Annotated in this window: 40 protein-coding genes; 28 read left to right on the plus strand and 12 right to left on the minus strand. The window is 30.2% G+C overall.

All coding sequences use genetic code 11. The features are described 5' to 3' along the window. Positions 1-3: 3 nt before the first annotated feature. Complete coding sequence (locus tag DK442_RS23445) at positions 4-468, plus strand: hypothetical protein (protein ID WP_109438352.1); 465 nt, start codon at positions 4-6, stop codon at positions 466-468. A 9-nt stretch (positions 469-477) separates the two neighbouring features. Here the strand turns inward: DK442_RS23445 and DK442_RS23450 are convergent, their stop codons facing one another. The 3 genes from DK442_RS23450 to DK442_RS23460 are packed head-to-tail and all read right to left on the minus strand — an operon-like array spanning position 478 to position 2466. Next, the gene (locus DK442_RS23450; protein WP_109438353.1) at positions 478-1014 is read right to left on the minus strand and encodes an RsmD family RNA methyltransferase; all 537 of its coding nucleotides are present in this window, start codon (positions 1012-1014) and stop codon (positions 478-480) included. 2 nt (positions 1015-1016) lie between these two features. Continuing rightward, positions 1017-1841, minus strand: coding sequence for a DUF3822 family protein (locus tag DK442_RS23455; protein ID WP_109438354.1), 825 nt, complete (start codon positions 1839-1841; stop codon positions 1017-1019). Continuing rightward, entirely contained in the window at positions 1822-2466 is a 645-nt protein-coding gene (locus DK442_RS23460; protein WP_109438355.1) for a hypothetical protein, read from the minus strand. The genes DK442_RS23455 and DK442_RS23460 overlap by 20 nt, the downstream gene beginning before the upstream one ends. A gap of 136 nt (positions 2467-2602) precedes the next feature. Between DK442_RS23460 and DK442_RS23465 the strand changes: the two genes are divergently transcribed. The 3 genes from DK442_RS23465 to DK442_RS23475 all read left to right on the plus strand — a co-directional run bounded on the left by DK442_RS23465 (position 2603) and on the right by DK442_RS23475 (position 6599). Then, complete coding sequence (locus DK442_RS23465; RefSeq protein ID WP_109438356.1) at positions 2603-4030, plus strand: ATP-dependent RecD-like DNA helicase; 1428 nt, start codon at positions 2603-2605, stop codon at positions 4028-4030. A 147-nt stretch (positions 4031-4177) separates the two neighbouring features. Then, positions 4178-6022, plus strand: a complete 1845-nt coding sequence (kdsB, locus tag DK442_RS28880) for a 3-deoxy-manno-octulosonate cytidylyltransferase (RefSeq protein ID WP_109438357.1) — start codon at positions 4178-4180, stop codon at positions 6020-6022. A 58-nt stretch (positions 6023-6080) separates the two neighbouring features. Next, complete coding sequence (locus tag DK442_RS23475) at positions 6081-6599, plus strand: 1-acyl-sn-glycerol-3-phosphate acyltransferase (protein WP_333924842.1); 519 nt, start codon at positions 6081-6083, stop codon at positions 6597-6599. Here DK442_RS23475 and DK442_RS23480 read toward each other — a convergent pair. After that, on the minus strand, positions 6596-7096 hold the full coding sequence (locus DK442_RS23480; RefSeq protein WP_235011022.1) for a hypothetical protein: 501 nt from the start codon (positions 7094-7096) through the stop codon (positions 6596-6598). The genes DK442_RS23475 and DK442_RS23480 overlap by 4 nt on opposite strands. Before the next feature lie 300 nt (positions 7097-7396). On the opposite strand from DK442_RS23480, the gene DK442_RS23485 reads away from it, so the two are divergent. The 4 genes from DK442_RS23485 (at position 7397) to DK442_RS23505 (ending at position 9636) form a co-directional block, all read left to right on the plus strand. Beyond that, positions 7397-8020, plus strand: a complete 624-nt coding sequence (locus DK442_RS23485) for a hypothetical protein (protein WP_109438360.1) — start codon at positions 7397-7399, stop codon at positions 8018-8020. Positions 8021-8022: 2 nt separating this feature from the next. Continuing rightward, positions 8023-8286: a hypothetical protein gene (locus DK442_RS23490; protein ID WP_109438361.1), complete on the plus strand. Its 264-nt coding sequence runs from the start codon at positions 8023-8025 to the stop codon at positions 8284-8286. A 507-nt stretch (positions 8287-8793) separates the two neighbouring features. Further along, positions 8794-9390 (plus strand): hypothetical protein, encoded by a 597-nt coding sequence (locus DK442_RS23500; RefSeq protein ID WP_160114322.1) that lies wholly within the window; start codon positions 8794-8796, stop codon positions 9388-9390. A gap of 18 nt (positions 9391-9408) precedes the next feature. Continuing rightward, positions 9409-9636, plus strand: a complete 228-nt coding sequence (locus DK442_RS23505; protein ID WP_109438364.1) for a hypothetical protein — start codon at positions 9409-9411, stop codon at positions 9634-9636. 87 nt (positions 9637-9723) lie between these two features. On the opposite strand, the gene DK442_RS23510 is transcribed toward DK442_RS23505, so the two are convergent. From DK442_RS23510 to DK442_RS23540, 8 genes are all read right to left on the minus strand, one after another. Next, complete coding sequence (locus tag DK442_RS23510) at positions 9724-10257, minus strand: GNAT family N-acetyltransferase (RefSeq protein ID WP_109438365.1); 534 nt, start codon at positions 10255-10257, stop codon at positions 9724-9726. Beyond that, a complete protein-coding gene (locus DK442_RS28540; protein ID WP_200825165.1) occupies positions 10247-10405 on the minus strand; it encodes a hypothetical protein in 159 nt (52 codons plus the stop codon). Before DK442_RS28540 ends, DK442_RS23510 begins: the two co-directional genes overlap by 11 nt. A 235-nt stretch (positions 10406-10640) precedes the next feature. Beyond that, positions 10641-10925 (minus strand): hypothetical protein, encoded by a 285-nt coding sequence (locus DK442_RS23515; protein ID WP_109438366.1) that lies wholly within the window; start codon positions 10923-10925, stop codon positions 10641-10643. 3 nt (positions 10926-10928) lie between these two features. Continuing rightward, positions 10929-11855 carry a hypothetical protein gene (locus DK442_RS23520; protein ID WP_109438367.1) on the minus strand — a complete coding sequence of 309 codons (927 nt, stop codon included), beginning with the start codon at positions 11853-11855 and terminating at the stop codon, positions 10929-10931. Then, the gene (locus DK442_RS23525; RefSeq protein WP_109438368.1) at positions 11852-12265 is read right to left on the minus strand and encodes a hypothetical protein; all 414 of its coding nucleotides are present in this window, start codon (positions 12263-12265) and stop codon (positions 11852-11854) included. Before DK442_RS23525 ends, DK442_RS23520 begins: the two co-directional genes overlap by 4 nt. Positions 12266-12435: 170 nt before the next feature. Continuing rightward, the gene (locus DK442_RS23530; protein ID WP_109438369.1) at positions 12436-12804 is read right to left on the minus strand and encodes a hypothetical protein; all 369 of its coding nucleotides are present in this window, start codon (positions 12802-12804) and stop codon (positions 12436-12438) included. A gap of 45 nt (positions 12805-12849) precedes the next feature. Continuing rightward, a complete protein-coding gene (locus tag DK442_RS23535) occupies positions 12850-13368 on the minus strand; it encodes a hypothetical protein (RefSeq protein WP_109438370.1) in 519 nt (172 codons plus the stop codon). Positions 13369-13405: 37 nt separating this feature from the next. Continuing rightward, positions 13406-13810: a helix-turn-helix transcriptional regulator gene (locus DK442_RS23540; protein ID WP_109438371.1), complete on the minus strand. Its 405-nt coding sequence runs from the start codon at positions 13808-13810 to the stop codon at positions 13406-13408. Positions 13811-13939: 129 nt separating this feature from the next. On the opposite strand from DK442_RS23540, the gene DK442_RS23545 reads away from it, so the two are divergent. The 20 genes from DK442_RS23545 (at position 13940) to DK442_RS23630 (ending at position 24119) form a co-directional block, all read left to right on the plus strand. Then, positions 13940-14248 carry a hypothetical protein gene (locus DK442_RS23545; RefSeq protein WP_109438372.1) on the plus strand — a complete coding sequence of 103 codons (309 nt, stop codon included), beginning with the start codon at positions 13940-13942 and terminating at the stop codon, positions 14246-14248. Between the two features lies 1 nt (position 14249). Then, positions 14250-14516, plus strand: a complete 267-nt coding sequence (locus tag DK442_RS23550; RefSeq protein ID WP_109438373.1) for a hypothetical protein — start codon at positions 14250-14252, stop codon at positions 14514-14516. A gap of 2 nt (positions 14517-14518) precedes the next feature. Continuing rightward, the gene (locus DK442_RS23555; RefSeq protein WP_109438374.1) at positions 14519-14770 is read left to right on the plus strand and encodes a hypothetical protein; all 252 of its coding nucleotides are present in this window, start codon (positions 14519-14521) and stop codon (positions 14768-14770) included. Between the two features lie 144 nt (positions 14771-14914). Further along, entirely contained in the window at positions 14915-15145 is a 231-nt protein-coding gene (locus tag DK442_RS23560; RefSeq protein WP_109438375.1) for a hypothetical protein, read from the plus strand. A gap of 13 nt (positions 15146-15158) precedes the next feature. Further along, positions 15159-15290: a hypothetical protein gene (locus tag DK442_RS28810; RefSeq protein WP_255412250.1), complete on the plus strand. Its 132-nt coding sequence runs from the start codon at positions 15159-15161 to the stop codon at positions 15288-15290. After that, positions 15287-15472, plus strand: coding sequence for a hypothetical protein (locus DK442_RS23565; protein WP_109438376.1), 186 nt, complete (start codon positions 15287-15289; stop codon positions 15470-15472). The genes DK442_RS28810 and DK442_RS23565 overlap by 4 nt, the downstream gene beginning before the upstream one ends. Before the next feature lie 23 nt (positions 15473-15495). Further along, positions 15496-16371: a recombinase RecT gene (locus DK442_RS23570; protein WP_109438377.1), complete on the plus strand. Its 876-nt coding sequence runs from the start codon at positions 15496-15498 to the stop codon at positions 16369-16371. Further along, positions 16371-17318, plus strand: coding sequence for a hypothetical protein (locus DK442_RS23575; RefSeq protein WP_109438378.1), 948 nt, complete (start codon positions 16371-16373; stop codon positions 17316-17318). The genes DK442_RS23570 and DK442_RS23575 overlap by 1 nt, the downstream gene beginning before the upstream one ends. Before the next feature lie 10 nt (positions 17319-17328). Continuing rightward, positions 17329-17778, plus strand: a complete 450-nt coding sequence (locus DK442_RS23580; RefSeq protein ID WP_109438379.1) for a hypothetical protein — start codon at positions 17329-17331, stop codon at positions 17776-17778. Next, complete coding sequence (locus DK442_RS23585) at positions 17778-18080, plus strand: hypothetical protein (protein ID WP_109438380.1); 303 nt, start codon at positions 17778-17780, stop codon at positions 18078-18080. Before DK442_RS23580 ends, DK442_RS23585 begins: the two co-directional genes overlap by 1 nt. Position 18081: 1 nt before the next feature. Beyond that, positions 18082-18249: a hypothetical protein gene (locus DK442_RS28350; RefSeq protein WP_160114323.1), complete on the plus strand. Its 168-nt coding sequence runs from the start codon at positions 18082-18084 to the stop codon at positions 18247-18249. Continuing rightward, positions 18250-18453, plus strand: a complete 204-nt coding sequence (locus DK442_RS23590; protein WP_109438381.1) for a hypothetical protein — start codon at positions 18250-18252, stop codon at positions 18451-18453. A gap of 5 nt (positions 18454-18458) precedes the next feature. After that, entirely contained in the window at positions 18459-19286 is an 828-nt protein-coding gene (locus DK442_RS23595) for a hypothetical protein (protein WP_109438382.1), read from the plus strand. Next, positions 19195-20031 (plus strand): hypothetical protein, encoded by an 837-nt coding sequence (locus tag DK442_RS23600; protein WP_160114324.1) that lies wholly within the window; start codon positions 19195-19197, stop codon positions 20029-20031. The genes DK442_RS23595 and DK442_RS23600 overlap by 92 nt, the downstream gene beginning before the upstream one ends. Position 20032: 1 nt before the next feature. Then, a complete protein-coding gene (locus tag DK442_RS28700; RefSeq protein ID WP_109438384.1) occupies positions 20033-21307 on the plus strand; it encodes a helicase-related protein in 1275 nt (424 codons plus the stop codon). Further along, positions 21297-22169: a site-specific DNA-methyltransferase gene (locus DK442_RS28705; RefSeq protein ID WP_109438385.1), complete on the plus strand. Its 873-nt coding sequence runs from the start codon at positions 21297-21299 to the stop codon at positions 22167-22169. The genes DK442_RS28700 and DK442_RS28705 overlap by 11 nt, the downstream gene beginning before the upstream one ends. A gap of 156 nt (positions 22170-22325) precedes the next feature. Continuing rightward, positions 22326-22664 carry a hypothetical protein gene (locus DK442_RS23615; RefSeq protein WP_109438386.1) on the plus strand — a complete coding sequence of 113 codons (339 nt, stop codon included), beginning with the start codon at positions 22326-22328 and terminating at the stop codon, positions 22662-22664. A 2-nt stretch (positions 22665-22666) separates the two neighbouring features. Next, positions 22667-23533, plus strand: coding sequence for a DNA cytosine methyltransferase (locus tag DK442_RS23620; RefSeq protein WP_109438387.1), 867 nt, complete (start codon positions 22667-22669; stop codon positions 23531-23533). A gap of 11 nt (positions 23534-23544) precedes the next feature. Beyond that, positions 23545-23919: a hypothetical protein gene (locus tag DK442_RS23625; protein WP_109438388.1), complete on the plus strand. Its 375-nt coding sequence runs from the start codon at positions 23545-23547 to the stop codon at positions 23917-23919. 2 nt (positions 23920-23921) lie between these two features. Next, a complete protein-coding gene (locus DK442_RS23630; RefSeq protein ID WP_109438389.1) occupies positions 23922-24119 on the plus strand; it encodes a hypothetical protein in 198 nt (65 codons plus the stop codon). The last annotated feature ends 262 nt before the right edge of the window (positions 24120-24381 follow it).

Below are 24381 nucleotides of genomic sequence, written 5' to 3' on the forward strand. Positions count from 1 at the left end.
ATCATGAATAATTATAAGTTAACATTCATTGGATTTGTAGTATCTATGTTTATTTATATTGGATGTATTATTTTAGAATTAGATTTGTTTGAAAAATTTGTTGCTTTATTAGCAAGTTTAGAGCAATTTGAATTTGACGAAATAATAATCCCCATAGTTGTATTTTTTATATTTCTTTTTATTGATACTGCTCGAAAAAGTAAAGAAATAAAAATGGAAAATGCAAAACTTAATATTTATAAGGCAATGCTTTCATCAAGTCATCATATTTTAAATACTTTTATTTATCAGATGAATATATTCAAAATCACTGCAGAAGAAACTCCTGGTTTTGATAAAAAAGTCCTTGTTTTTTATGAAGAAATAATTGATAACGCTTCTCATCAAATCAATTCATTAAGTAACCTCACAAATATCGATGAATTATCAATTCGAGCATCAGTAATGGGGCAAGAGTGTCTTATATAATTGTATTTGTTATTTTTCGAAAAAACTAAAAATAGATCCGCCATATTTTCTTGAATTGCCGAAGTATGGAGATTCTTCTAGAGAGGTATGTTTAGAATGTTCAATAATTAAGATACCATTTTCGTTTAGTAGATTGTTTTCGAAGACTAGTGCTGCAATTTTAGTAAATTGATCGGTAGTAAAATCATATGGGGGATCAGCAAATATAATATCCACGCTTTGTTTTACTTTTTCTAAGTAACTATAAACATCACTTTTTACAGTTTCAATATTAGAATCAAGTTCCTTAGCAATACTTTTTATGTAGCCTAAACAAGCATAATGAGAGTCCACTGCGGTTATGTTTTCTGTTCCTCTGGATATAAATTCATAACTAATATTTCCTGTTCCGGCAAAAAGATCTAAAACTGAGACCTGAGAAAAATTATAATGATTTCTTAAGATGTTAAATAGCCCTTCTTTAGCCATATCTGTAGTGGGTCGAACGGGTAATTTTTTAGGAGCAGTGAGTCTTTTGCCTTTATATTTTCCTGAAATAATTCTCATAATTAAAAATGACTTAGTAATACAAAATGTTGATGAGGCTCAACTCGCATAATATTTGAAGCAAACTTTGATTCTTGAGATCGATTTCCAAAACCAACATTACGAATATACTTATACGCGATATTATGAAAATCACTATTCTTGGTGATATCACCAAGAAATACCAATTTAAACTCTTCTGGATTGAGATTTAATTGTTCTGTAGTGTACATTAAATAATATAAAAAATCTTCTTTGGTTTCGTAATTAAATGTATTGCTTAATATTAAATGCCCTTTGTTGATTACAATTAGATCAAACACAATACTGTTCATGTTTACAAAAACGGTAATAGATTCACTGTTTTTTTCTTTTGTAAGTAATGTGTTTATAAGTATAGTATTTGTGTGTTTATATGTAAATGAGCCAAAAGTATCGAAGAAAAAATTATTTATATTAGTGTATGGTATGTATACGGTAACTAAATCATGTTGATCGAGTTCGTCGTATGTAATAAAATCATTATCGAGAACCTTGACATTAAATTTTAAGTAATCTTTTAATAGAGTCTCGTTAAATAATGGTTTTGGTACAATAGTATATAAGTCATTTTGATGAATTACCTCTATCGTAGTAAACGATTCTTTTAGATTTTCATTACGATCAAAAGTGTATTTGATTTTATCCAGGACTTGTTCTGGTGTTAATCGTATACCAAAATTCTCTTGCTCAATTGCTGTTACTTGGTTATTAGTGTCTACAGTACAAAAAGAAAGTCCATTCAAGCTTACCTGAATGGACAATTTTTTTGATGTATTATCAATAGTATTACTGATCGTTTGCACCATAAGTTCTAGGCCAGTTACCAGAAGTCATTACTTCAGTCATTGATCCTACAGAAAGGAATGCTCCATTTACTCCATCAACCGACTGTACTTCCTTTTCTTGAAATAAAAGATCTTTATCAAGATCATGCAATAAAACATCTTTAGCAACCTTTGCTTCAAACACAGGAATTCTAAGGTCGTTTTTATTAATATACCCAGCATCTAGTTCATAATTAGCTTCTACTCCTTCAATCGGTACCTTCATCATGTTTTTATGGCTTCCTGTCTTAAATAAAGAATCCTTTACAGAAGCGTATCCTAGAGTATCGATAACTACAGTATCTCTTGGTTCATCAATTTTAAGTATTTTATTAAATCTTATAAAACTGGAATCTCTTCTTTGAGTTAATGTAAACTTGGCAGTGTCAATAAATGAAATTAATTTAACCGGGTCTTTTGTAAATCTTCCAGTTACCGATCTATACGCTAGTTGCGCTTTACGGATATCTCTTAAATTTTCAACAGCCTTGGCATATCGTACTTCTTTTATTTTATTGAACTTTACAGGACCATTAACAGAATTGAATACCAAGTATCCTAAAAATCCTATAACTACCCACAGAACTAATTGAACAACAATTTTCATTTTATGATTTAGCTTTAAACATTAGTGTATACGCAAATCTACAATTTTTTTTCAATCGTAAAAGTTTATTGCCAAAAAATCATCCCTATCTTTGATTTATTAATTAAAGGTTTGACTAATAGTATAGATAATTTTAATGAAGGAAAATGAGTTTTATGAATTGTTAAAAGAAGAATTTCCTTTTGAACCTACACTAAAACAGGATATTGTGTTGCAGCGACTATCTTATTTTGTGCTTTCTGGATCAAAAGATTCACTTTTTCTTTTAAAAGGTTATGCTGGTACAGGGAAAACTACATTAATCGGAGCATTGGTTAAAAATTTATGGAAAGCTAAATTGAATGCAGTTTTATTGGCTCCCACTGGTCGTGCAGCTAAAGTCATTAGTAATTATTCAGGAAAACACGCCCAGACTATACACAGAAATATTTATTATCCAAAAAAAAATAAAAGCGGAGGATTAGCTTTTCAACTTAAACAAAATAAAAGCCGCAATACTATTTTTATTGTGGACGAGGCTTCAATGATTCCAGATACACCAAGTGATAGTAAATTGTTTGAAAACGGATCTTTGCTTGATGATTTGATGATGTATGTATATTCTGGATATAATTGTAAAATACTTTTTATTGGAGATACGGCACAATTACCACCTGTTAAGTTAGAGGTAAGTCCTGCATTAGATGCTAATAACTTATCTATGGGGTTTAATAAGGATGTTACTCAAATAGAATTAGACGAAGTAGTGCGGCAAGCAGAAAATAGTGGTATTTTGATGAATGCTACGCGCTTAAGAGAATCTCTTAATGATGAGTTTTATGACTATTTTCAATTTCAAATAGATGGATATCCTGATATAGTTCGATTTTTTGATGGTCATGAAATTATGGAAGCTCTAAATGATGCGTATGCTAGTTCGGGCCATGAAGAATCAGTAATTATATTGAGATCTAATAAAAGAGCCAATATTTATAACCAACAGATTCGATCCAGAATACTTTTTCAAGAAGAAGAATTGTCTCCGGGGGATTATTTGATGGTGGTTAAAAATAATTATTTTTGGTTGGATAATAAAAGTGAAGCAGGATTTATAGCAAACGGAGATATCATTAGAGTGCTTGAGATTTTCTCTATTAAAGAGCTCTATGGATTTAGATTTGCAATTGTTAATGTTGATATGGTTGATTATCCAAATCAGAAACCGTTTGAAACTGTACTCATATTAGATACGCTTACATCTGAAACCCCTTCTTTGTCTTATGAAGAATCGAATAGGTTATATCAAGAAGTTATGGGGGATTTTGAAAATGAAAAATCAAAATACAAAAAATTTATTGGTGTAAAGAATAATAGATATTTTAATGGATTACAAGTTAAGTTCTCTTATGCTATTACTTGTCATAAATCTCAAGGAGGGCAATGGGATACAGTTTTTATAGAACAACCATATCTCCCTGATGGGATTACCAAAGATTATTTACGGTGGTTATACACCGCAGTTACTAGAGCTAAAAAGAAATTATATTTGATTGGTTTTAAAGAAGATTTTTTTGTTAAGAATTAGAGTTCTTAAGTGTTTTATATACTGGGCTTTAAGATATTTTTAAGAAACTAAATGGAAAGGTGTTCTAGAAAATTGATTTAAAAAAGTTATTTTTGCAATTACAGAAAAGCACAAATTTTGAACAAAAATACTCTAAAAACTATCGCAATGATACCTGCGAGATATGCTGCCACGCGTTTTCCTGGCAAATTAATGCAGGATCTTGGAGGTAAAAGTGTCATCAGGAGAACTTATGAAGCCACTATTAATTCTGGACTTTTTGATTCGGTATATGTAGTCACAGATAGTGATATTATCTATGATGAAATTATATCTCATGGTGGTGTAGCTATTATGAGTAAAAAAGAACATACTTGTGGAAGCGATAGAATAGCTGAAGCCGTTGAAAATATGGATGTTGATATTGTTGTTAATGTTCAGGGAGATGAACCTTTTACTGATCGTGAAAGCTTAGAAAAAGTACTAAGCGTATTTTATGAAGAAGATTCAGATAAAATTGATTTGGCAAGTCTTATGACCCCAATGGAAGATTGGGATGATATTATGAATCCAAATAGTGTTAAGGTTATTGTAGATGAAAATAACTATGCTTTATACTTTTCTCGTGCACCTATTCCATATCCAAGAGATAGAGAAATAAACCATACGTATCACAAGCATAAAGGGGTTTATGCGTTTAGAAAACAAGCAATCTTGGATTTTTATCATTTGTCTATGCGTTCATTAGAAGCTTCAGAAAAAATTGAATGTATTAGGTATTTAGAATATGGGAAAAATATTAAGATGGTAGAAACACAACATGAAGGTGTTGAAATTGATACTCCAGAAGATCTAGAAAGAGCTAAAAAAATAATAAATAAAGAGAATCTATTGAATCCTAAACCTGTAACGGCCACCAAAGTGATAACTTCTAATCATAGAAATTTTCCAATGGTACCAAAAGTAGTATTTGGAGAAGGATGTTTTAATCAAATTCAGGAAATTATATCACCAGAACGAAATGGAGTTGCACCTTTTATCTATTTGATTGATAGTGTTTTTGAAAATAATCCTTCTTTCATAGAAGAAAGAATACCATTATTATATACTGATGAGATAATATATATATCTACTGCAGAAGAACCTAAAACTTCTCAAGTAGATATGATAGTTTCCAAAATCAAAGATAATTATCAATATATTCCGAGTGGAATAATTGGAATAGGAGGAGGGTCTATTTTGGATCTTTCTAAGGCAGTAGCGATTATGCTTTCAAACCCTGGAAGTGCCGCTGATTATCAAGGATGGGATTTGGTTAAAAATAAAGCGGTATATCATGTAGGTATTCCTACAATTTCTGGAACAGGGGCAGAAGTTTCACGAACTACGGTGTTAACAGGACCAGAACGTAAACTTGGAATTAATTCTGATTTCACTCCATTTGATCAGGTAATATTAGATCCAACCTTAATTAATGGAGTTCCTAAAGATCAGTGGTTTTATACGGGAATGGATTGTTATATTCATTGTGTTGAATCTTTAGATGGGACCTATCTAAATGCATTTAGCCAAAGTTATGGAGAAAAAGCTTTGGACTTGTGTAAGGAGATTTTTCTGGAAAATAATTTGACCAAAGAGGATATAGATGCAAAATTAATGATGGCTTCATGGCACGGAGGTATGAGTATTGCTTATTCTCAAGTAGGTGTTGCTCACGCTATGAGTTATGGTTTAGCATATGTGTTAGGTACAAAACATGGGATTGGTAACTGTATTGTGTTTGATAAATTAGAAGAATATTACCCAAAAGGAGTAGCTGTATTTAAACAGATGAAGGAGTTTCACGATATTAAATTACCTCAAGGGATTTGTGCAGATGTAACAGAAGAACAATTAAATGTTATGACCAAAGTTGCATTAAGTTTGGAACCACTATGGGAAAATGCTTTAGGGTGTGATTGGAAATCTAAGATAAATGCAGATAAGTTGAAAGAAATTTATCGTTCTTTGTAATTATTCTTAACTTTTTCTTCTCATGCGACGTCTTTCTTCTTTCATATATTATAAAATTATGGGTTGGAAGTATATTGGCGACTTCAGTGCTGATACTATAAAAAAATGTATCGTTATAGTTGTACCACATACTAGCTGGCATGATTTCTACATAGGTCTTTTGATACGACAATTAGCAGGTATTAAGATAAGTTTTCTGGGTAAAAAAGAACTTTTTAAATGGCCAATTGGTTGGTATCTTAGAAAGGTTGGAGGAATTTCTCTGGATAGGACTCCTGGACAGAATAAAGTTGAAGCTATTGCAGAGATATTCAAGAAAAAAGATGAATTACGCTTAACTATTGCGCCAGAAGGAACAAGAAAGAAAGTTAAAGAGTGGAAAACAGGATTCTATCATATAGCAAAAGCTGCAAAAGTTCCTATTATTATGGTCGCTTTTGATTTTGGGAGAAAGCAATGTGTAATCTCTGATCCATATTACCCAGGTAGTAATATTGATGAAGATTTTAAGAATATGTATCAGTTTTTTAAAGGGGTTAAAGGAAAGGTTCCTAAATATAGTTTTGATGTTGATTAAAACTTATGAGTCTTTTGTTCTTTTATAGGTTCTTCTTTTTTTTCTTTAGCACTTCCACCTCCAAAAATAAGAGCAGTACTTGAGAAGGTAGTGCCAAATGTTTTTGCAGCATAGTATACTTGAGAGATTGCATTTTCTGCTTGTTCTGGTGTAAGTTCTTTTAAAGGATGAATATAAACCGACCATAAAATACCATTAGAGATTGCATATTTTACATCAAGAGCAGAATGAAAATTTGCTGTCATACTATCTAATAAAAGATCTTTATCCAGGTTTTTGGATTCAGTAATAGGAGATATGATTCTCATTCGATTATTTGTAGCATCGGTTACGCAAAGCATTGGGGTTTCCTTATATAAAAATTTCCAGTTACCAGAAACTCCACCAAGAGTATCTGCGTTTTTTTCAATGATTTCCTGCAGTTTGGTGTTATCCATATGTTGACTATAGGTGAAATATGAAAAAGAAAGCAGAATAAGGACAAATAATTGCTTCATAGTATACGTTTTAATTATAGTCGTGTTACCTTACAAAACATAACAAAAAAAGAGTTTAGTACCACTAAACTCTTTTTATTTGTATTTTTTAAGTATATTTTGTTATACTTTAGTCCCTTTTAATAATATTTAACGTATATATAATTATACGTTATTCGTTAACAAGCTCCTCCATAGTATGATATACATTTTGAATATCATTAAATTTTCGTAAAACATTGATTGATAGTTTTTTAAAAATAAATATCTAGGTTTTTGTAAACAATTAGTAAACAAAACTTAATAAAAAACTATTACATCATGAAAGATCAAATTACAAAATGTTTTCTAAAGTTAACACTATTCACATCAATTTTATTTTTATTCTCTTGTTCCGCACAAGAAGAAGAAACCATTGATACTTTAATAGAAGAAATTAAATTGTCTGAATGCAATTATAGTTTTGTTCCTGGAACCGAAATTGTAAAATCGAAAATGAAATTTTTATCATCTACTCAGATTTTTGACATGAATGATAAACAAGGAGTGGTTAGTGTCTTTTTTGAAGTTCAATTTGATGGCCAGAATTACGATTTAAATTTTCATACCGAATCTAACATATTTGATAATTATTTAGGGCTTCAGGATTCTAATATAAAGAATCATGAATTACCTATCAATTTTCATTTTCAAGGTCTTGAAAAGGTGATAACAGGGTTCGCTTCTAATGTTGATCTTGTTGAAACTAGAGGGCTTATTAAACCTGATTCTTTTATGGGATATACATTTACTATAGAAAATATAAATCCTCAGTTAATTAACGCTCTAAATGATAAGAATCTTTTTAAGTTTTCTATTCATGAAGATATGTTTGGTATTTATTCATCATATAGAAAAGATGTTTCAAAAGAGATAAAGTGTGTAACATTTGCTAAAAACAATTAATCATGAAAAAGAATATGTTCACACAGGAAACTGAAAATTTAGCTAAAGAAAAAGGATTTAATTATATTTCTGAATTAACTCAAGATGATTTAATTCATCAACTAAAAGCAAAATACAATATATCTATAATCATTGATAGTAATATTCTTATTGATGATAATTCTTTTGAGATATGGAAAAATGGTAAGAAATTAAAATCTGAAATTTTTAAAAATGATATTGATTTTGATAAAATATTCCTACAAGCTTTGATGCTTATATCCTAAGTTAATGTTAAAGTTTTATCAAAATGAGGATGTTGATGGTTTTCCGTAATTTGTTTACGGTTTTTAATTGTACATTTAGAATGTCCTATCCATATTATTTTAATCAAAATTTAAATTTTTATAAACATTCGCATAGAGTGATCTATGTAGTATTTTATGTCTTAAAATTTGCGGTAAACCACAGTATAGTTGCATATTGAAAAAAAAGTTTGTGGTTTTACCGTAGACAACTAAAGGCGAAATGTTCATATATTTGACTACCCCTAGTGTTCAATAAAAAACACAAAGTCAATTGCAAAAATTAAAATAGTACAATGTACCATCAAATGAGGTGCGGATACTATCGTTAATAATATGTCTACTAAATAGTCATTTTACTTGATTATAAAGGATTTCTTATGATTAAATTTGTAGGAATCCTAAAATTAAAGAAAATGAAAAAAGTAGCATTGTTATCAGTAGTATTAATGGCATTATCATTTGTTAGTTGTGAAAAATCTAGCATTAATGAAGAAACATCAGAAATGGACCAATTGGAAGTTTTTCAAGTTGATCCAGAAGAAATCGAAAGACCAGGAGATCAAGGATGAGAATTATCATAAGTTTACTCTCTTAAAAATATTTGCATCTATTGTGGTGATCTTATCTGGATTAATACTTTTTTCAGATAAAGTCACCACTTTTGGTATTACAGAGACTTATGGATTCAAGAGCCCTAAAACATTTATATGGGTTATAACACAAACTCTTTCTCCATTACTTTTATGCTTTGGAGCTTATTTAAGAGCTTATAAAATATCTTTTTTTGCACCTATATATATTTATTTCATTCAATTATATTGGGTCTTTAATGCGCGTGAATTAGGGCTAGATGATGTGTTATTACATGTTTACGCCTTAGGGTTTTGTGTAGCTTCTTTTATTACTTTCGTCCTAATAACTTTATTATTTAAACAATTATCAAGAAGTAATAAAATACTATTGTCGAATGTAAAAAAACTAACTAGACATATAGGAATTGATATTAAAAGAAAATACATTAAAGAAGAAGATAGAAAAGAATATTTTGATGACACTGTAGATGTTATCGAATCTTTAGATTAACTCTTGATATTGGCGAGCATGAAAAATAAAAAGCAATTAGAAATATTAAGGAAAAAATCTAAGTATCTTGATGATGAAGTTTTTGAAGAGTTAAAATCGGATTATGAAGAATTGGCAGATGATCAGGAAAAAGAGATTGATACCATAAAAAACAATCTAAAAGAAAGTAAACTAGGAATTAAAGAGGTGTTTAATTCTCTTACTTTCGAACAAAGGTATTTACTATACCAAACCAATGTGAAATAACTTAAAGAAACATGGTACTCAGTAAATATAATTCTGGAGTGTGGTTTTTGTTTTCTTAAGAGGTAAATTATTAATTTCTAGCTTTTATCAAGTAATACTTTCCAAATTATAGTACATTAATCTTGTGTCAGACTTCTTGTCTCTACTGGATAAATATTTAAATCCCATTTTCTGATAAAACCCTAATGAATTCTTGTAGGCGTCCACAGTAATAAATTTACATCCCGTTTTATTATTGGTACTAAAGTAGTTTTTAGTAAACTGAATAATTTTTGTTCCTAACCCAGATATTTGAATATCTTTGGTTACTGCCAACCTTCCAATTTTCACAGCGGGATAGCTTTTATGTCCACTTTTTTCCTTTGGTAAATGAATACCAATTCTTTGAATAAATTTATCAATGTTTCCTATATCTGTGTGAGAAATTTTATCATTAAGGTAGTTGAAATATGCTAAAGTGTTTTTTCCATCATGTATGAGATAAGTAACAGCTATTAAGTTTTTAGCATAATTTTTTGCATCTTCAAAAAGAAAGCCGTTTAAATCTGCATCATCACAGTCAAACGGCAATATCTCTGTATCAGGTTTTAATCTGATTAATTTTAATTCTTCAAATTTCAAATTCTGCGATGCTTTTTAGCGCTTCGTAACTTTCTTTAATCTCGGTTTTCTCAGCTTCGGAAACTTTTTTCACTTCCTTGTTGTCTTCAATAAAGTTTTTAGCATCTTTACCACTAAGAAAAGGAGTTTCTTTAATTGGTTTTGCCATTGTTTAAATTTTAATATATGTTTACTCTTTCTCTATTACAATGATACAATAACTGTTCCTTTTTACTTTAAACTAAAAGTTAAAACTGTTAATATTTTTATTTGGACTAAATAAAAATAGTCGATATTTTATTTCACCAAAATAAGGAAATCGTATTTGTTATTTATAAGACGTAATTATGTTCAAAAAGTTACAAAAAAGGAGAATTTATAGTTACACATTAATCAGGACACGTCTAATTAACCTGTTCCATTTCAGTTAAAATTCCTTCATTAACAGCAAACATAAAAGATTGTGAAGCGTTTTTAAACTGAATACTCTTATTAAATTTAAACTTGGTCAATGTTCTGTATAAATAACCAAATATCAACCTTGCAGATTTGGTAGAGATAACTACATTTAAAGCATTAATAGTTATAGGGGTTTCTTTTTCTAATATCTCTTTAATATCTCTTAATATCTGACCGCTAGTATCATCGGTAGATATTATGTTTCCATATTTTGACAATGTAATTTCCATAGTTTAAACGATATTAAGCCCTAAGTCATTGTTTTTCATAAAATTACCAAAAAAATTATTTATTTTGGTACTATCTCCAACAAAAAGTTTTAAATAAATAATAGAACCTTTCCAGTATGGTATATCACCAACAAATACCCTGCCATTTGGTTTACAAACATACGAAATATCTTCAGAATAGACCATTAAACTGCCATTAAGACATTCTGAAATTTTTTGAACATACCATAATCCGGTACCACAATGACCTTCATTTTTTTTAGAAGAATGCCCTCTTTTAAATGCATTTTTCATCACTTGTCGACGATTTTTATTCTCAGGATCTAGACTAGAAATAATGCCTTTAGAATTGTCAACACATACAATTTCAATTTTTTTGTCATCTCCTAAAGCCATTAATATGGAGTTTTTGTCTTCTAAAGCATGATACAGAAAATTAGAAGCAATTTCGCATATACATGTTTTAAAGTATTGCACTAGATCAGGGCATATTTCATTGTAATAATCCGATATAAATTTTGTGTATTTGTTTTCTAGGTCGTCTTTGCTTTTAAAATGTTCTCTACTTATGGGGTGAGGTGCAATAAAAAAACCGTCTTGTTTAAAAGGTTTTAAATTCCCATACAAAATATCTGCCTGTTGTCTATTAATAAACTTATCAAACATTTTTTCTAATCTGTATTTGGCGAATAAAGGCAGTAGGCTTGCAAGATTAGCTGTTGGTTTCTTAAGACATTTGTTTTTAACATGATATTCAAAAACTTTAAAAATCATTAGAGCAGAAACAGGATCAAGGTCAGAAGTATAAATATAAAAGTGATGATCTGGAACACTTTTTCCATCATATTTAAAAATAAATGAAAGTTTACGAATTAAAGTAGTTATTCTATTTACACCAATATCACTATCGTTAATATGTATATTTTTCAAGACCTAAAATGTTTTTTGAAATTTTCAAGTAGCTCGCCTTCTTTTATTTTATCCCTATTATCATGTGATTCAAGAATATGGTCAGCAAATTCATTTCCTATTTTGGCAGTTTTTGTATGTAGGTATAGATTATGTTCTATAATGAAATCCTTGATTTCAATGAAAATCCTTCTTACATCTTCATCGTTGTCAAAGTTCTCAAGATTGTATGCACTCATTAATCCATAAAGTTCTTGTTCCCTTTCTAGCGTTTCAGGATTAATTATATCAATTTTAGAGTTCTTTTTGTGTTGTTTTTTTAGAATTCTCACCTTTCTATATTCTATTATTACAAAAAGAATCCCTAAAAGCAAAAGAGTAGAGCCGGTATTGTCATTTAAAAATTTTGATAAAAATGTGATGGTAGACATAGATAAATTTCAGTGAAGTATTTAATACACTATTGCTAAGGATTGTGTATAATGAATATTTGTTAATTGAAATTCTATGTTATGTATATAAAGTAGATATGTAAATCATGTTGTTGGTTTTAAGAATTGATATTAGTATGTAATATACAAATTTTATGGGAGGAGAAATCTTAAGGTTTAATAACTGAATAGTACACTGTTTGAATAGAACCTTGTACCTGTTCATATGTTACATTAACTACATGAGTGTATTTGAATCCTTTTACCTTATTTTCCATTTCCCCATATGAAAAAGAATGTGTCTTAACTCCATCAGTAAAATAAATTTGTTTACCCCCATGAACTTTTTTAACAATATCAAAAGTTAATGTACTTGGCTTATCTTTAATATAACTTGTGATTTCAATTATTGAATCTTTAACGATAATATCGGTTTTAAGTTTTGCGTTTCTTCCTAAAACAAGAGCTACCTCACTATGATAGTGTTGACTTAATCCTAGAACAGGTAAAAATAAAAGTAGTAATGCTATTTTTTTCATTGTTATTTATGTTGGTTAATGTAAAAATACAAGGTAGAAAAACACTTACTCAATACATTTTAATACACTTGCTATGTTGTTTATATACTTTTCCTTTATCTTTTTTTCAACATAACCATCTGAGGTGTAATATCTGAATTCATAAACATTGCTTTTTACAAGTTTATTAAAAATTTCTTCATTAAGACTGAATAATACTCTGGCTTTCCAAATATCAAAACTACCTGCATTAATATAATCCGCTACTATAGAATTTTCAAATTTTAAATCAACAACTTCTTCATCATCAAGCATTAACATGAAACTTCCACCTTCTTTAAATCCAAACAGGTGATTGTCTATAACTGTAATCTCTAAATACTTTCTATTGTCAACTTTAAATCCCTGAACGACTACTGATCTTGAAAGGTTCATAAAAATAGCTTTCCCCTTAGTTTGCTTTACAGATTCTTTGGTGAACTTGTCATATTCATCTTTTTGAAATTTACATTTATCGTATTTTACAGTTTTCTGAGAGTAGGAAAATGAACTAATAAGAAGAAAAAGAGTAGTTATGTATTTCATGGTTTGGTTTTAAAGAGTAATTAAATCTAGTGAATATTTATTTTCCAATCAAATCAATATCTATAGTATCTCCTTTCTTAGCTCGTAGTAAAATCAATAACGCTTCCTTGTCTATCAAATTTTTAAATACAATATCTTCTTTGAAGGTTTCAATGTTTTTTATAACGAACATAGATATATCTTTTAATGAGGCTGGAGAACCATCTTTACTGTAAAATGGAGTTGAGTTATCTTGTTTATCAACTTTTTTATTAACTCCGTGTATTTTTGTGTTTAAATACTCTTCTATTTCGTCTAGAGTTCTAGATCTAGGGTTTATAGAGCTACCGGTTTTTATTTTTTGTAACGCCTGATGAGTTAGTGATGTGTGTTGTGAAACTTCATAAGGACTGATATTATGAAGATCCATTGTCTCTATTATTTTTTTAACTCTATGGTTCATTTTGTAAATATTGTTTATTTGTAATGATTATAAATAACGTAAATATTATAAAAAAGTTTATCAATTATTGCAAAGTTTATCAACTTGTTGTTATATTTGTTATGTAATACAATAATACAATGCAAATATATGGAAACTGTAATTAATCAAATCGTAAAAGTTTTAAAAGCTGATTCAGTAATAGAGCTAGATAGAGATACACAAACCATATTTATTGAAGGTGAGAGTGATAGTATTTACATCCTTTTAGAAACAACTTCTTTTTACGGGGAGTGGGATTTACAACTTTACATCGATGATGAAATAGTAATTGATACCGAAGTAATCACTACCATAAAAAACTACATACATAAGACATATGAAAGTGATATACAATTCACTTCATCTGCTTTCACATATCAAGATCAACAACACGCTAACTCTTTAATATTCGCATAATATGAAATTACTAATCCAAAACTTTTCGGGAACTACAGAAAACGGTGAGAAATATAGAATCGAATGGAGTATCGATAAAGGGGTTATTTCCTTATCACTTAGCTACTACAATGAAAGGCTCGATCAATATAACTGGATAGATATAAAAACTAAAGAATTTGAATCTGATACATTTTTTGATTCACTCAGGGAAATTTTGATAGAGTGTGAAACTGAGTGGGGTATTGAATTGTTTGAATCTGAAATTGAATCAAAATTAACGGCATAACCATGATTGACAATATTAAAAATTTATACAGTCAAGTATACGACAAGACAGCTGTAATCAATGAGGTTGCGAATGAACTTGGTTTAAGTCCAGGTAGTGTTAGAAATAACTATTTGGGACGTGATTTTAGAATTCCAGAAGAGAACCAAGAGCGAGTAGTCACAATATTACAGAACACTTTAAAACATCAGATTGAATCATTAAAGGAGGCTTTGGGAATTGAAGTTGTGGAACATGAAACAATACAGAAATAATGAAAAACAAGTACAGTAAAAAGGAGATATTGAATTTTTGGTTTGCTTTTAGATTGGCGGTTTTCTTCTCTTTTTTGAGCCTGTTATTAATATATGCAATTGTAATATCCGCAGCATTATTATATCACTATTTAACCTAGAAATATGAGATCTATAAACATTACAGCAAGAGAATTATGCGAATCAATTGGACTGGCTTATCACTCTGATATTCTTAAATCTTTACGAGATCTTAATCTAGTTGATTCATTTAAAATAGGCAGAAAGAGATTGTATAAAAGTTCCGATGCTGAGAAGATAAGTCAAATGTTACATGATGGTAAAATATCAATAAGAACATTTCAGAAAAAATACTACATAACCTTAAACGAATAAAACCCAAAATATCATGAAAACAGAACTACTAATTAGAATTATCTACCTCTTGGTAGGAGCATTATTGCCTTTAGGATATTTAATCTACAGAGAATACAAAGAAAGAATTAAAATAATTAAAAGATCAAAAAACAAATCAATATGAAACTTTTCACAGAGAACAGAACCGATGTTACTCTTAGAGTTAAGCGCGGTTTAACCTCATTTTTTGAATGTCCAAAAGAAGCGTCTATACATGCTAGACAAACAGGAAGCTATGTGTACAATATATTCAAAAATAATAAAGATAAAAAAAGAGTATTCGCCGGATATGGCGTACCGAAATAGAACTAATCAGTAAATCAAAAACAATGAGCACAGAACTAACAACAAAAGATCTATTTGGACAAAAATCAATACAACAAAGGTTTGAGTCAATACTTGGTAAAAAGGCACAAGGATTTATTTCTAGTGTACTACAGGTTATCAATGGAAATAAACTATTAAGTACTGCAGACCCTCAAACTGTATTAAATGCAGCAGCTACAGCAGCTAGTTTAGATTTACCTATCAATCCAAATTTGGGGTTTTCGTGGATAGTCCCATATAAAACTAAGATTAATGGTCAAATGGTTAATGCTGCTCAGTTTCAGATTGGATGGAAAGGGTTTGTACAATTAGCACTAAGAACAGGTCAGTATAAAAGGATTAATGCGGTAGAAGTATATGAAAATCAATTTAAATCTTATAACAGATTAACAGAAGAGTTGATTTCTGATTTTGATACGATTGGTGAAGGAAAAATAGTGGGATATGCTGCATATTTTCAACTTGCTAATTCCATGGAAAAAATGGTGTATTGGAGCAAAGAAGAAGTTGTCGCACATGCTAAGAAATATTCAAAAGCTTATAGTTCTTCACATTCTCCATGGAGTGATAAAGATCAGTTTCATGCCATGGCAAAGAAAACGGTACTAAAGAACACAATTTCCAAGTGGGGTATTATGAGTATAGAAATGCAAACTGCTCAACTGGCTGATCAGTCGGTTCAGAATGTAGAAGGAGATTATAAATATATCGACAATGAAACCATAGATATAGAAGCTAAGAATCAAGAAGAGGAAAACATGAGACTAGAGCATTTTATTGAAACTGCAGAAACTATAGAACAATTACAGGATTTAGAAGAACACGCGAATAGTGATTTGTTAAATAGAATTGAAGAACGTAAAAAAGAACTTAAATAATGAATTTCACTAACTATTTATTCAGAGCTTCTCAAATCGGTAAAATTATGAGTGGAATTCCAAAACCTCTTACTCAGAATCAAATAGAAACATTTGAAGCATATCAGGAACGAAAAAACGGGAATGGCAAACCTTTAACCGAGAAACAGGAAGAAACTTTTATCGATTTACGAAGAAAGAAAAATGCTAAATGTCAATTAACTGATGGATCAAAAACATATTTAGAAAAATTGGTATGGGAAGAGCTAACAGGAAGAAAACAAAATCTTAAAGTTAAATATCTAGATAAAGGTATTCAAGTTGAGGAAAGGTCAATCACAGTGTATTCTAAAATTAAGAAGAAGTTTTTTGTAAAAAACAAAATTAGAATGGCCAATAAATATTTTACTGGAGAACCTGATAACGTGCAAGGAAAAGTAAGAGATATTAAAAGCTCATGGGAATATGAAACATTTCCCTTAACAGACCATAAGATTACAAATTCTGATTATGAATGGCAGGTTCAAGTGTATATGAATCTTTTTGACCTAAAAGAAGCAGAATTGATTTACTGTTTAGTTGATACTCCCGAAAAATTAATTAATGATGAGATACGAAGAATGGATTGGAAATTCGATCTATTTAATGGTTCTGGAGAGGTTAAAGAAGAATGTATTCCATTAGTAGTAGAGTTAATATCTAATCATATATACACTATAGAAGGATTAAAACAATTCTGTAATAATAGCACCTTTTGTTATCTGAAATGGTTTGAAGGAATATTTAAAGAAATTCCAGAAGAAATAAGAGTTAAAATTTTTGAGTTCACTAGCAATGAAAAAATGATAGCTCAAGCTAAAGAAATGGTATTACTCTCAAGAAGTTATATGAATCAAATTCTAGAAAAAATAGGGTCTGATATAATGAAGAATAGCAAATTATTAAAATTAGATCAACAGGTCGCTTAAATCTTTATTTATGAATGCATCAATACAAAATAGGAATCAATCATACCTATCAATCATAGGTAAACTTTCAGAAAAAAGAAAATTAATATTTCAATTGATAAGAAGCAATGAACCTTGTACATCGGTAGATATTAGAAATAAACATCATATACCTATAAATGAAATTACAGGAAGAGTTACAGAGCTAAAATTTTTATGCCTAATAGAAGAAGCAGACATCAAAAAGAATCAACATTCACAACACAATAATACTGCCTATAGTACTGTAAAAAGTTTATCCAGAAGGATTGATTTAATTAATCAAAAGTATGCAGAGCTTAGAGATTACCGTGATCAGATCATTAATGATTACAATCTAGGCTTAAATGATGCTACAAAGGAAATCCTTAACAAGGAATTAAAGAAAACCTATTACAAGATAAATGCTCTTACTAAGGTATTGAAAACTATTGAAGCATAATGAACACATACAGATGCAGCAACGGGGAAAGGCTAAAACAATCTGTAATAGAGATGCTAATCACAAAGGCAAAGGAACAAAAGGTAAGAGAACAGTTTGAGGAACATGGATACAATTTTTGTGAAGGATGTGGGGTATCAAATGGAACATACCTGGATTGCAGTCATGATGAAAGTGTGAAAAGCTGCAAGGAAAACGGGAGAACTGAAAAAGCATTTGACACATCTAATATTACAATTTTATGTAGAAAATGCCATCAAAAGAAAGACAAGCTTAATATACAATTTACCAAAATACGATAACATGGAATTTACATTAAAAGTTAAGGACAAGACTCTATTTGTAAATGGAAAGGAAGTCTCTAAAAGAACTATTAAAAATAATGAGGCTGGTTGTACAGATATTATGAAAGTAATAGCATTCTGTAGAGCTGCGGACGAAATAGACGGAATCAACTTTAAATTCGATTAGATGGATGATTGTAAAATACATATCACAGCTTCTTTTATGGACGCATCCACTTTCTTTTTATTCAGGGAAAATGGTGTTGAAGTAAAGTTTACAATAAAAAACAATATGGTGTTTTCTGAGAGATGGTTAAGAGATTACGAAAGGCAATACATCAAGGAAAGTATTCTCAAGAAAAAAGATTCATTCTATAAATCATTAACGTAATAATAATGGCTAAAAAGAACTTACCAAACATACCTATTTATATCGGGGATTGGGAACGAGACTGTAATGTTCTTTCATTGGAATCTGAAATGGCATGGATGAAAATAATTTTCAAAATGCATTTGAATGGAAAACAAAGTAGTTACAAAACTTCTACAAAAGGTCTACAAATTTTATGGAAATCTCAGGGGGAAAAAGTAAAAGAAATTATTGAAGAACTTTTGTTTAATGAAATATGCGAAATATCAGAAATAACAGGGGGTTTCATATTTAAATGTAGACGATTAGAAAAGGAAAATAAGATTTCAAAAACTAGATCTGAGGCCGTTTCAAAACGATATAAGAACAAAAAAGAAGATACAAGCCATCTACAAACCTCTTACAAAAATCTACAAAACACTGACATTGACTATGAAAATGAAAGTGATAATGAAATTAAAAATAAAATTGAAATTGAAAAAGGGGTTGTAGGGGAAATTTTTGAGCATGAATTTACTGAAATATTATCTGATTTTTTTCTTCAGACAACTGAAGCTCAAAAAATGAAAGTCAATGGTTTTTTAAGATCAAAACTAATTAGACCCCAAATAGAAAATTTCAAATTACAAACACAGGCATATGCCGAATACAAAGAATTAACTGGTGAGAAAATTCACAATTGGTTTAGTTATCAAGCTGAATGGGATCGAGAAGATTGGATTAAAAAATTAGAAAGAGAAAAATTAAATAATCAAAGGAAAGATGTCAAAAAAAATAACCAAAACTCAACAGGGGCAAGTGATGAGTTTAGAACAAAGACGGCTGAAAGACTTGGCATTATTCAGTCCAAGTAATTGTGAAAAACATTCTCACAAGATAAGAACCTTAAAAGATGTTTTAACTCTTCCAAGTAAATCTCTTGGTGATTTCAAAAGAGCTTATGGTAAGGATTGGGTGATTGGTTATATATCCATGTGGTTATTGAATTTAAATGATAATTCCAACGTAAAAAATAAAATGGGTGATGCTCAGATTGATTTTACAGCCGAAAGAATATTCGAAACCTATAGTCTTAAAGTAACAGATCTTACACTGTTTTTTAGAAATGTAAAAGAAGGTGTTTATGGTCAATACTATGAAAATCTTTCCCAGGAAAAAATAATGGAATGGCTTCGAGAATATTTTGATTTGAGATGCGAATACGCTGCTATGTATTCGGGAGATCAACATGAAAAAATTTCTTTAACCAAAGATAAGATTAATCCAGAAGTCGCTAAAAAGATGTTTGAAGGTGTAGGAGAGGAAAAAGTTATGCATGACCACGAATCTAATGGGTTGGGTAATAGAACTAAAAGGCAGATTAAGAAGGCTAATGTGATTACGCAAAGAACTGATTTCTTAAACCAGATGTTTATATCTGCCAAATCTATGACAGACAAACAATTAAAGGATTATCTGGTTAGTCAAGATGTTAACTCTGATAATTATGATCAAAATGTTATTGAGATGATTGAGAGGGAACTTGATTTAAGAAATAACCCTCCTAAGATAGAGCCACAAAAGGAAAAACGAATTTTAAGAAGGGATAAAACAAAGTAATATGAAATACGAGGATTTTTTAAATAGTAAAGCAAAAGAAGTAATTCAAATAGGTTTTGATATTGATGAAAATCAACTTAATAATAACCTGTTTGATTTTCAAAAACATATTGTGAAAAGAGCAATTAAGGTTGGGAGGTTTTCAGTATTTGCTGATTGTGGACTAGGAAAAACATTAATGCAATTGGAAATTGCTAGAATATGCTCATTGCTTACTGGCAAACCTTCTCTTATTCTTGCACCATTAGCAGTAATAGATCAAACAATTCAGGAAGGTATTAAGTTTGGTATTGAAGTCTTTAATGCAGGGGAAGGCCATAACTTACAGATAACGAATTACGAACAGTTAAAAAATATAGATCCAGATTGTTACGGATGTGTTTGTCTTGATGAAAGCAGCATTTTAAAAAACTTCCAAGGAAAAATCAAGACTCAAATTTTAGAAGCTTTTCAAAACACTCCATATCGGTATTGTTTTACTGCAACTCCATCACCTAATGATATTATGGAATTAGGAAACCATAGCGAGTTTTTGGGACAGATGAAATTTAAGAATATGTTATCGATGTATTTCATAAACGATATGGATACAGTCCAAAAATGGAGATTAAAAGGGCATGCAGAAGGTCTTTTCTGGAAATGGGTATCTGATTGGTCTATTTGCGTAACTAACCCGTCTGATATAGGATTCGATCAAGAGAACTATGTTCTTCCTGAACTGAAATTGATTGATCATAAATTGAAATCTGACAAGCTGGACAATGGATTACTTTTTAACAATCTATCTGTAAGCTCTACAAACCACAATCAAGAGTTAAAGAGAACATTTGATATACGCATGCAAAAATCAATTGAATTGGCTAATGAAACAGATCAACCAGTAATTGTATGGGTTAAGCATAATGAAGAAAGTACATACTTATCCAAAATGATTAAAGGTGCTAAACAAGTCACTGGTAGTATGAAAGATAAGCAAAAGAAAGATTTACTACTTGGGTTTGCAAATGGAGATTTTAGAGTTCTAATCACTAAACCTAAAATAGCTCAATATGGTTTAAACTACCAACATTGTAACATACAAGTATTCGCATCATTAGATTTTTCATTTGAAGGAACTTATCAAGCTATTAGAAGATCCTACAGGTTTGGGCAAAAAAGAAAGGTAAATATTCACTTGATAACTACTGATACAATGCAAAACGTAATAGAATCAATTAACAGAAAACAGTCTCAGTTTACTGAGATGCAATCAAAACTAAAAGAATATGCAGCCTAATTACCAACTATTCAATAATGATTGTGTAGAACAATTAAAACAATTGAAAGATGAGACTTTCGGATTCTCTGTATTTAGTCCTCCTTTTGCGGAATTATATACTTATTCAGATGATATACGTGACATGGGTAACTCAAAAGATTATGATGAGTTTTTTACACACTTTAGTTATCTAACTCCTGAATTATACAGAACACTTCAACAAGGTAGGCTTATTGCTGTTCACTGTATGGATGTTTCTCTTCAGAAAGGGAAAGATGGTGTTATTGGTCTAAAAGACTTTTCTGGGGATCTGATTAAGGTATTTAAAGATCAAGGATTCATATATCATTGTCGAGTAACAATTTGGAAAAACCCTGTTGTAGAAATGCAAAGAACTAAAGCAATGGGGTTATTACATAAGACTATTAAAAAAGATAGTTCTATGAGTAGAGTAGGAGGATCTGATTACATATTAGTTTTTAGAAAGCCTGGTGATAATGATAATCCAATTGTTCACCAAGATAAAGATCCATCAAAAGAAAATTACTTACCCGTAGATCTATGGCAAAAGTATGCTAGTCCTATTTGGTATGATATAAATTACTCTAAAACTCTACAATATAGAAGCGCTAGAGCAGATAAGGATGAAAAGCATATCTGCCCCTTACAGCTAGAAACAATAGAAAGGTGTTTGCATTTATGGAGTAATGAAGGGGATCATGTTTTAAGCCCATTTGCGGGTATTGGTAGTGAAGGTCATGAGGCAATAAGATTGAAAAGGAAATTTACTGGAATAGAATTGAAACCTTCTTATTTCGATCAAATGAAAAAGAATCTTGAAGCTTTTGAAAAATCAAGGTATCAATTGGAGATGTTTTAAAATGAATTCAATTCTTAATCACATACTAATTTCCTACTACAGAATTATATTATTCAATTTAGAGATAAGGTATTACATGACTAATGACATAGAAGAGATTGCAGGGATATGTGAAATAGGAGAGTATTATGAAAACAAGATTAAAGAGTTAGAACAATGAGCGGAATGAATTATGAGATTCAGAATAGAAAGCTTCAATCATACAAGCACACCTTTGATTACAATTTTTGTAAGAGAAAGTATAATGAATACGCTCGTATGAGTATAGAAGAATTCAAAACGTGTTTAAAGGATAGTAAGAAAATTGGCGAGATAGGTCACTTGTGTTCGTTCATACTTTGGATTAAGAATAAAGAGAAATACGAGTATAGGGATTCTTTAGGGGATTACGGGTTAATACACTTACTATTTCATTGTTTAGAGAGCAATCACCATGCAGATATACACGCAGAATATATGCATGAATTATTTAAAGAGGATATTAAACTAAGTTAAGTATGAAAATCAATAGTTATTTTTCAGGCGGTGGATTATTTGATATTGGCATTCAAATGTCAGGATTGCAGATAAATGAATCTTACGAAATAGACAGCGTCTGTTGTAAAGTTCAAGAAGATAATTTTTCTCATGATGTTATACAGTCAGATATATCAAAAAAGCTTGTACATAATGAAGGAGAAAGCGATGTTAAAATTTTTACTTATCCATGTACCAAATATTCAACAATAGCAGACATTCACGGAACCAGAACTGGGGAATATTTGTTTTTACATTCTCTAAGACACATGGTTATTAAACCACCGGAGGTTTTTGTTATAGAAAATGTACCTGGTATGAGAGCATTTCCAGTAGTTATGGAGGCAATGACCAAATTACCTGGGTATTATGTCACTACATTTTGTCCTATTAAATCTGAAACGTGGTTACCACAGCGTAGGGATAGATTAATAATAATTGGAAGCCGTAAGAATTTTAGTTGGAGAGAACCAGAAAAAGGGGATTCAATTCGATTAAAAGATATTTTAGAAGTTAATCCACGTGTAACTCTTCCAAAAGCAATAAGCCAAAGAATGTCTGGTAAGTATAGAGATTTACCCATTATTTCAGATCCAGATAAAAATGACATTGCACCCACTTGCGTTGCTCATTATGCCAAAGATAAATCAACTCGATTAGTAAAGGATAAAAGATACCATTTAGGAGTACGTCCTTATTCTGTACGTGAATTTGCAAGATTACAAGGTGTACCAGATTGGTTTAAGTTCGATTGCTCAGATACAAACGCTTATAGAATGATCGGTAATGGTGTGTCTGTTCCTGTCGGTGAATGGGTGGGTAATGAATTGAAAAGATATTATAGTTAAAACCAGTATAAATGAAACCAGTTAAAAAATATCAACCAAGTAACGGAACAGAGGGAATGTATTTTACTGATAAGTTTTGCATGAATTGTTTACACTGCGATCCTAACCCAGAAGGTAAAAAGCAATGTCAAATTTTATGTAATGCAATGGCTTATCATTTTACAGATTCGGGTTACCCTAAAGAATGGATTTATGATGAAAATGATAACCCGATTTGTACGAGTTGGCAAAAATGGGATTGGGATAATAATGGAGATCCTGATGATCCAGACAACCCAAATGCTCCACCACCTCCAGTACCAGATAATCAACTAATGTTATTCAGTGTTGCAGATGATATTTTACAAAATCATGTTACTCCGAATAAAGAAACAAAACTAGTATAGATATGAGATTTTCAGAATTTAAGGATGCTGTAGAAGATGCAGAAAGAACAATAAAACAAGCTGATGAAATGGTAGAAAAAATAATACCTATGATTCCTAACAGGTTAAGAAATATAAATTCTTGGCCAGGGATAGAAGCTTTACGAGCCATTAAAAAAGAACTTAAAAACTTTAACTCAGTTACTGGGAAATGGAAATAATAACAAGCCTTTAGGATTATGAGCATCGTTACAAAGAGGTAAACCGTAATGGCATTCAACTAGTGTTGAGAGATGCAGAAAACTAAAGGCTTTAAAAAACAAATAGAATAATGAAAAATGAAAGAACTTATTACAGATGAAAAAAATTTACAGGTAAAGAAAAGAATGATGTTTATTAAGGAGGAGGATTATAACTTTTTAACTTATAATATATTCATAATTCTTAATGGTTTAGGTTGCACCGCTCAAAAAGGAGTTTCAA

This window comes from Aquimarina sp. AU119 (genome assembly GCF_900312735.1).
Taxonomy (GTDB): domain Bacteria; phylum Bacteroidota; class Bacteroidia; order Flavobacteriales; family Flavobacteriaceae; genus Aquimarina; species Aquimarina algiphila.

What these genes read in the sequence shown, in the direction of transcription:
- DK442_RS23445 (WP_109438352.1), top strand. Translation starts at nt 4, where the DNA reads ATGAATAATTATAAGTTAACATTCATTGGATTTGTAGTATCTATGTTT.
- DK442_RS23450 (WP_109438353.1), bottom strand. Translation starts at nt 1,014, where the DNA reads ATGAGAATTATTTCAGGAAAATATAAAGGCAAAAGACTCACTGCTCCT.
- DK442_RS23455 (WP_109438354.1), bottom strand. Translation starts at nt 1,841, where the DNA reads ATGGTGCAAACGATCAGTAATACTATTGATAATACATCAAAAAAATTG.
- DK442_RS23460 (WP_109438355.1), bottom strand. Translation starts at nt 2,466, where the DNA reads ATGAAAATTGTTGTTCAATTAGTTCTGTGGGTAGTTATAGGATTTTTA.
- DK442_RS23465 (WP_109438356.1), top strand. Translation starts at nt 2,603, where the DNA reads ATGAAGGAAAATGAGTTTTATGAATTGTTAAAAGAAGAATTTCCTTTT.
- kdsB (WP_109438357.1), top strand. Translation starts at nt 4,178, where the DNA reads ATGATACCTGCGAGATATGCTGCCACGCGTTTTCCTGGCAAATTAATG.
- DK442_RS23475 (WP_333924842.1), top strand. Translation starts at nt 6,081, where the DNA reads ATGGGTTGGAAGTATATTGGCGACTTCAGTGCTGATACTATAAAAAAA.
- DK442_RS23480 (WP_235011022.1), bottom strand. Translation starts at nt 7,096, where the DNA reads ATGAAGCAATTATTTGTCCTTATTCTGCTTTCTTTTTCATATTTCACC.
- DK442_RS23485 (WP_109438360.1), top strand. Translation starts at nt 7,397, where the DNA reads ATGAAAGATCAAATTACAAAATGTTTTCTAAAGTTAACACTATTCACA.
- DK442_RS23490 (WP_109438361.1), top strand. Translation starts at nt 8,023, where the DNA reads ATGAAAAAGAATATGTTCACACAGGAAACTGAAAATTTAGCTAAAGAA.
- DK442_RS23500 (WP_160114322.1), top strand. Translation starts at nt 8,794, where the DNA reads ATGAAGAAACATCAGAAATGGACCAATTGGAAGTTTTTCAAGTTGATC.
- DK442_RS23505 (WP_109438364.1), top strand. Translation starts at nt 9,409, where the DNA reads ATGAAAAATAAAAAGCAATTAGAAATATTAAGGAAAAAATCTAAGTAT.
- DK442_RS28540 (WP_200825165.1), bottom strand. Translation starts at nt 10,405, where the DNA reads ATGGCAAAACCAATTAAAGAAACTCCTTTTCTTAGTGGTAAAGATGCT.
- DK442_RS23515 (WP_109438366.1), bottom strand. Translation starts at nt 10,925, where the DNA reads ATGGAAATTACATTGTCAAAATATGGAAACATAATATCTACCGATGAT.
- DK442_RS23525 (WP_109438368.1), bottom strand. Translation starts at nt 12,265, where the DNA reads ATGTCTACCATCACATTTTTATCAAAATTTTTAAATGACAATACCGGC.
- DK442_RS23530 (WP_109438369.1), bottom strand. Translation starts at nt 12,804, where the DNA reads ATGAAAAAAATAGCATTACTACTTTTATTTTTACCTGTTCTAGGATTA.
- DK442_RS23535 (WP_109438370.1), bottom strand. Translation starts at nt 13,368, where the DNA reads ATGAAATACATAACTACTCTTTTTCTTCTTATTAGTTCATTTTCCTAC.
- DK442_RS23540 (WP_109438371.1), bottom strand. Translation starts at nt 13,810, where the DNA reads ATGAACCATAGAGTTAAAAAAATAATAGAGACAATGGATCTTCATAAT.
- DK442_RS23545 (WP_109438372.1), top strand. Translation starts at nt 13,940, where the DNA reads ATGGAAACTGTAATTAATCAAATCGTAAAAGTTTTAAAAGCTGATTCA.
- DK442_RS23550 (WP_109438373.1), top strand. Translation starts at nt 14,250, where the DNA reads ATGAAATTACTAATCCAAAACTTTTCGGGAACTACAGAAAACGGTGAG.
- DK442_RS23555 (WP_109438374.1), top strand. Translation starts at nt 14,519, where the DNA reads ATGATTGACAATATTAAAAATTTATACAGTCAAGTATACGACAAGACA.
- DK442_RS23560 (WP_109438375.1), top strand. Translation starts at nt 14,915, where the DNA reads ATGAGATCTATAAACATTACAGCAAGAGAATTATGCGAATCAATTGGA.
- DK442_RS28810 (WP_255412250.1), top strand. Translation starts at nt 15,159, where the DNA reads ATGAAAACAGAACTACTAATTAGAATTATCTACCTCTTGGTAGGAGCA.
- DK442_RS23565 (WP_109438376.1), top strand. Translation starts at nt 15,287, where the DNA reads ATGAAACTTTTCACAGAGAACAGAACCGATGTTACTCTTAGAGTTAAG.
- DK442_RS23570 (WP_109438377.1), top strand. Translation starts at nt 15,496, where the DNA reads ATGAGCACAGAACTAACAACAAAAGATCTATTTGGACAAAAATCAATA.
- DK442_RS23575 (WP_109438378.1), top strand. Translation starts at nt 16,371, where the DNA reads ATGAATTTCACTAACTATTTATTCAGAGCTTCTCAAATCGGTAAAATT.
- DK442_RS23580 (WP_109438379.1), top strand. Translation starts at nt 17,329, where the DNA reads ATGAATGCATCAATACAAAATAGGAATCAATCATACCTATCAATCATA.
- DK442_RS23585 (WP_109438380.1), top strand. Translation starts at nt 17,778, where the DNA reads ATGAACACATACAGATGCAGCAACGGGGAAAGGCTAAAACAATCTGTA.
- DK442_RS28350 (WP_160114323.1), top strand. Translation starts at nt 18,082, where the DNA reads ATGGAATTTACATTAAAAGTTAAGGACAAGACTCTATTTGTAAATGGA.
- DK442_RS23590 (WP_109438381.1), top strand. Translation starts at nt 18,250, where the DNA reads ATGGATGATTGTAAAATACATATCACAGCTTCTTTTATGGACGCATCC.
- DK442_RS23595 (WP_109438382.1), top strand. Translation starts at nt 18,459, where the DNA reads ATGGCTAAAAAGAACTTACCAAACATACCTATTTATATCGGGGATTGG.
- DK442_RS23600 (WP_160114324.1), top strand. Translation starts at nt 19,195, where the DNA reads ATGTCAAAAAAAATAACCAAAACTCAACAGGGGCAAGTGATGAGTTTA.
- DK442_RS28700 (WP_109438384.1), top strand. Translation starts at nt 20,033, where the DNA reads ATGAAATACGAGGATTTTTTAAATAGTAAAGCAAAAGAAGTAATTCAA.
- DK442_RS28705 (WP_109438385.1), top strand. Translation starts at nt 21,297, where the DNA reads ATGCAGCCTAATTACCAACTATTCAATAATGATTGTGTAGAACAATTA.
- DK442_RS23615 (WP_109438386.1), top strand. Translation starts at nt 22,326, where the DNA reads ATGAGCGGAATGAATTATGAGATTCAGAATAGAAAGCTTCAATCATAC.
- DK442_RS23620 (WP_109438387.1), top strand. Translation starts at nt 22,667, where the DNA reads ATGAAAATCAATAGTTATTTTTCAGGCGGTGGATTATTTGATATTGGC.
- DK442_RS23625 (WP_109438388.1), top strand. Translation starts at nt 23,545, where the DNA reads ATGAAACCAGTTAAAAAATATCAACCAAGTAACGGAACAGAGGGAATG.
- DK442_RS23630 (WP_109438389.1), top strand. Translation starts at nt 23,922, where the DNA reads ATGAGATTTTCAGAATTTAAGGATGCTGTAGAAGATGCAGAAAGAACA.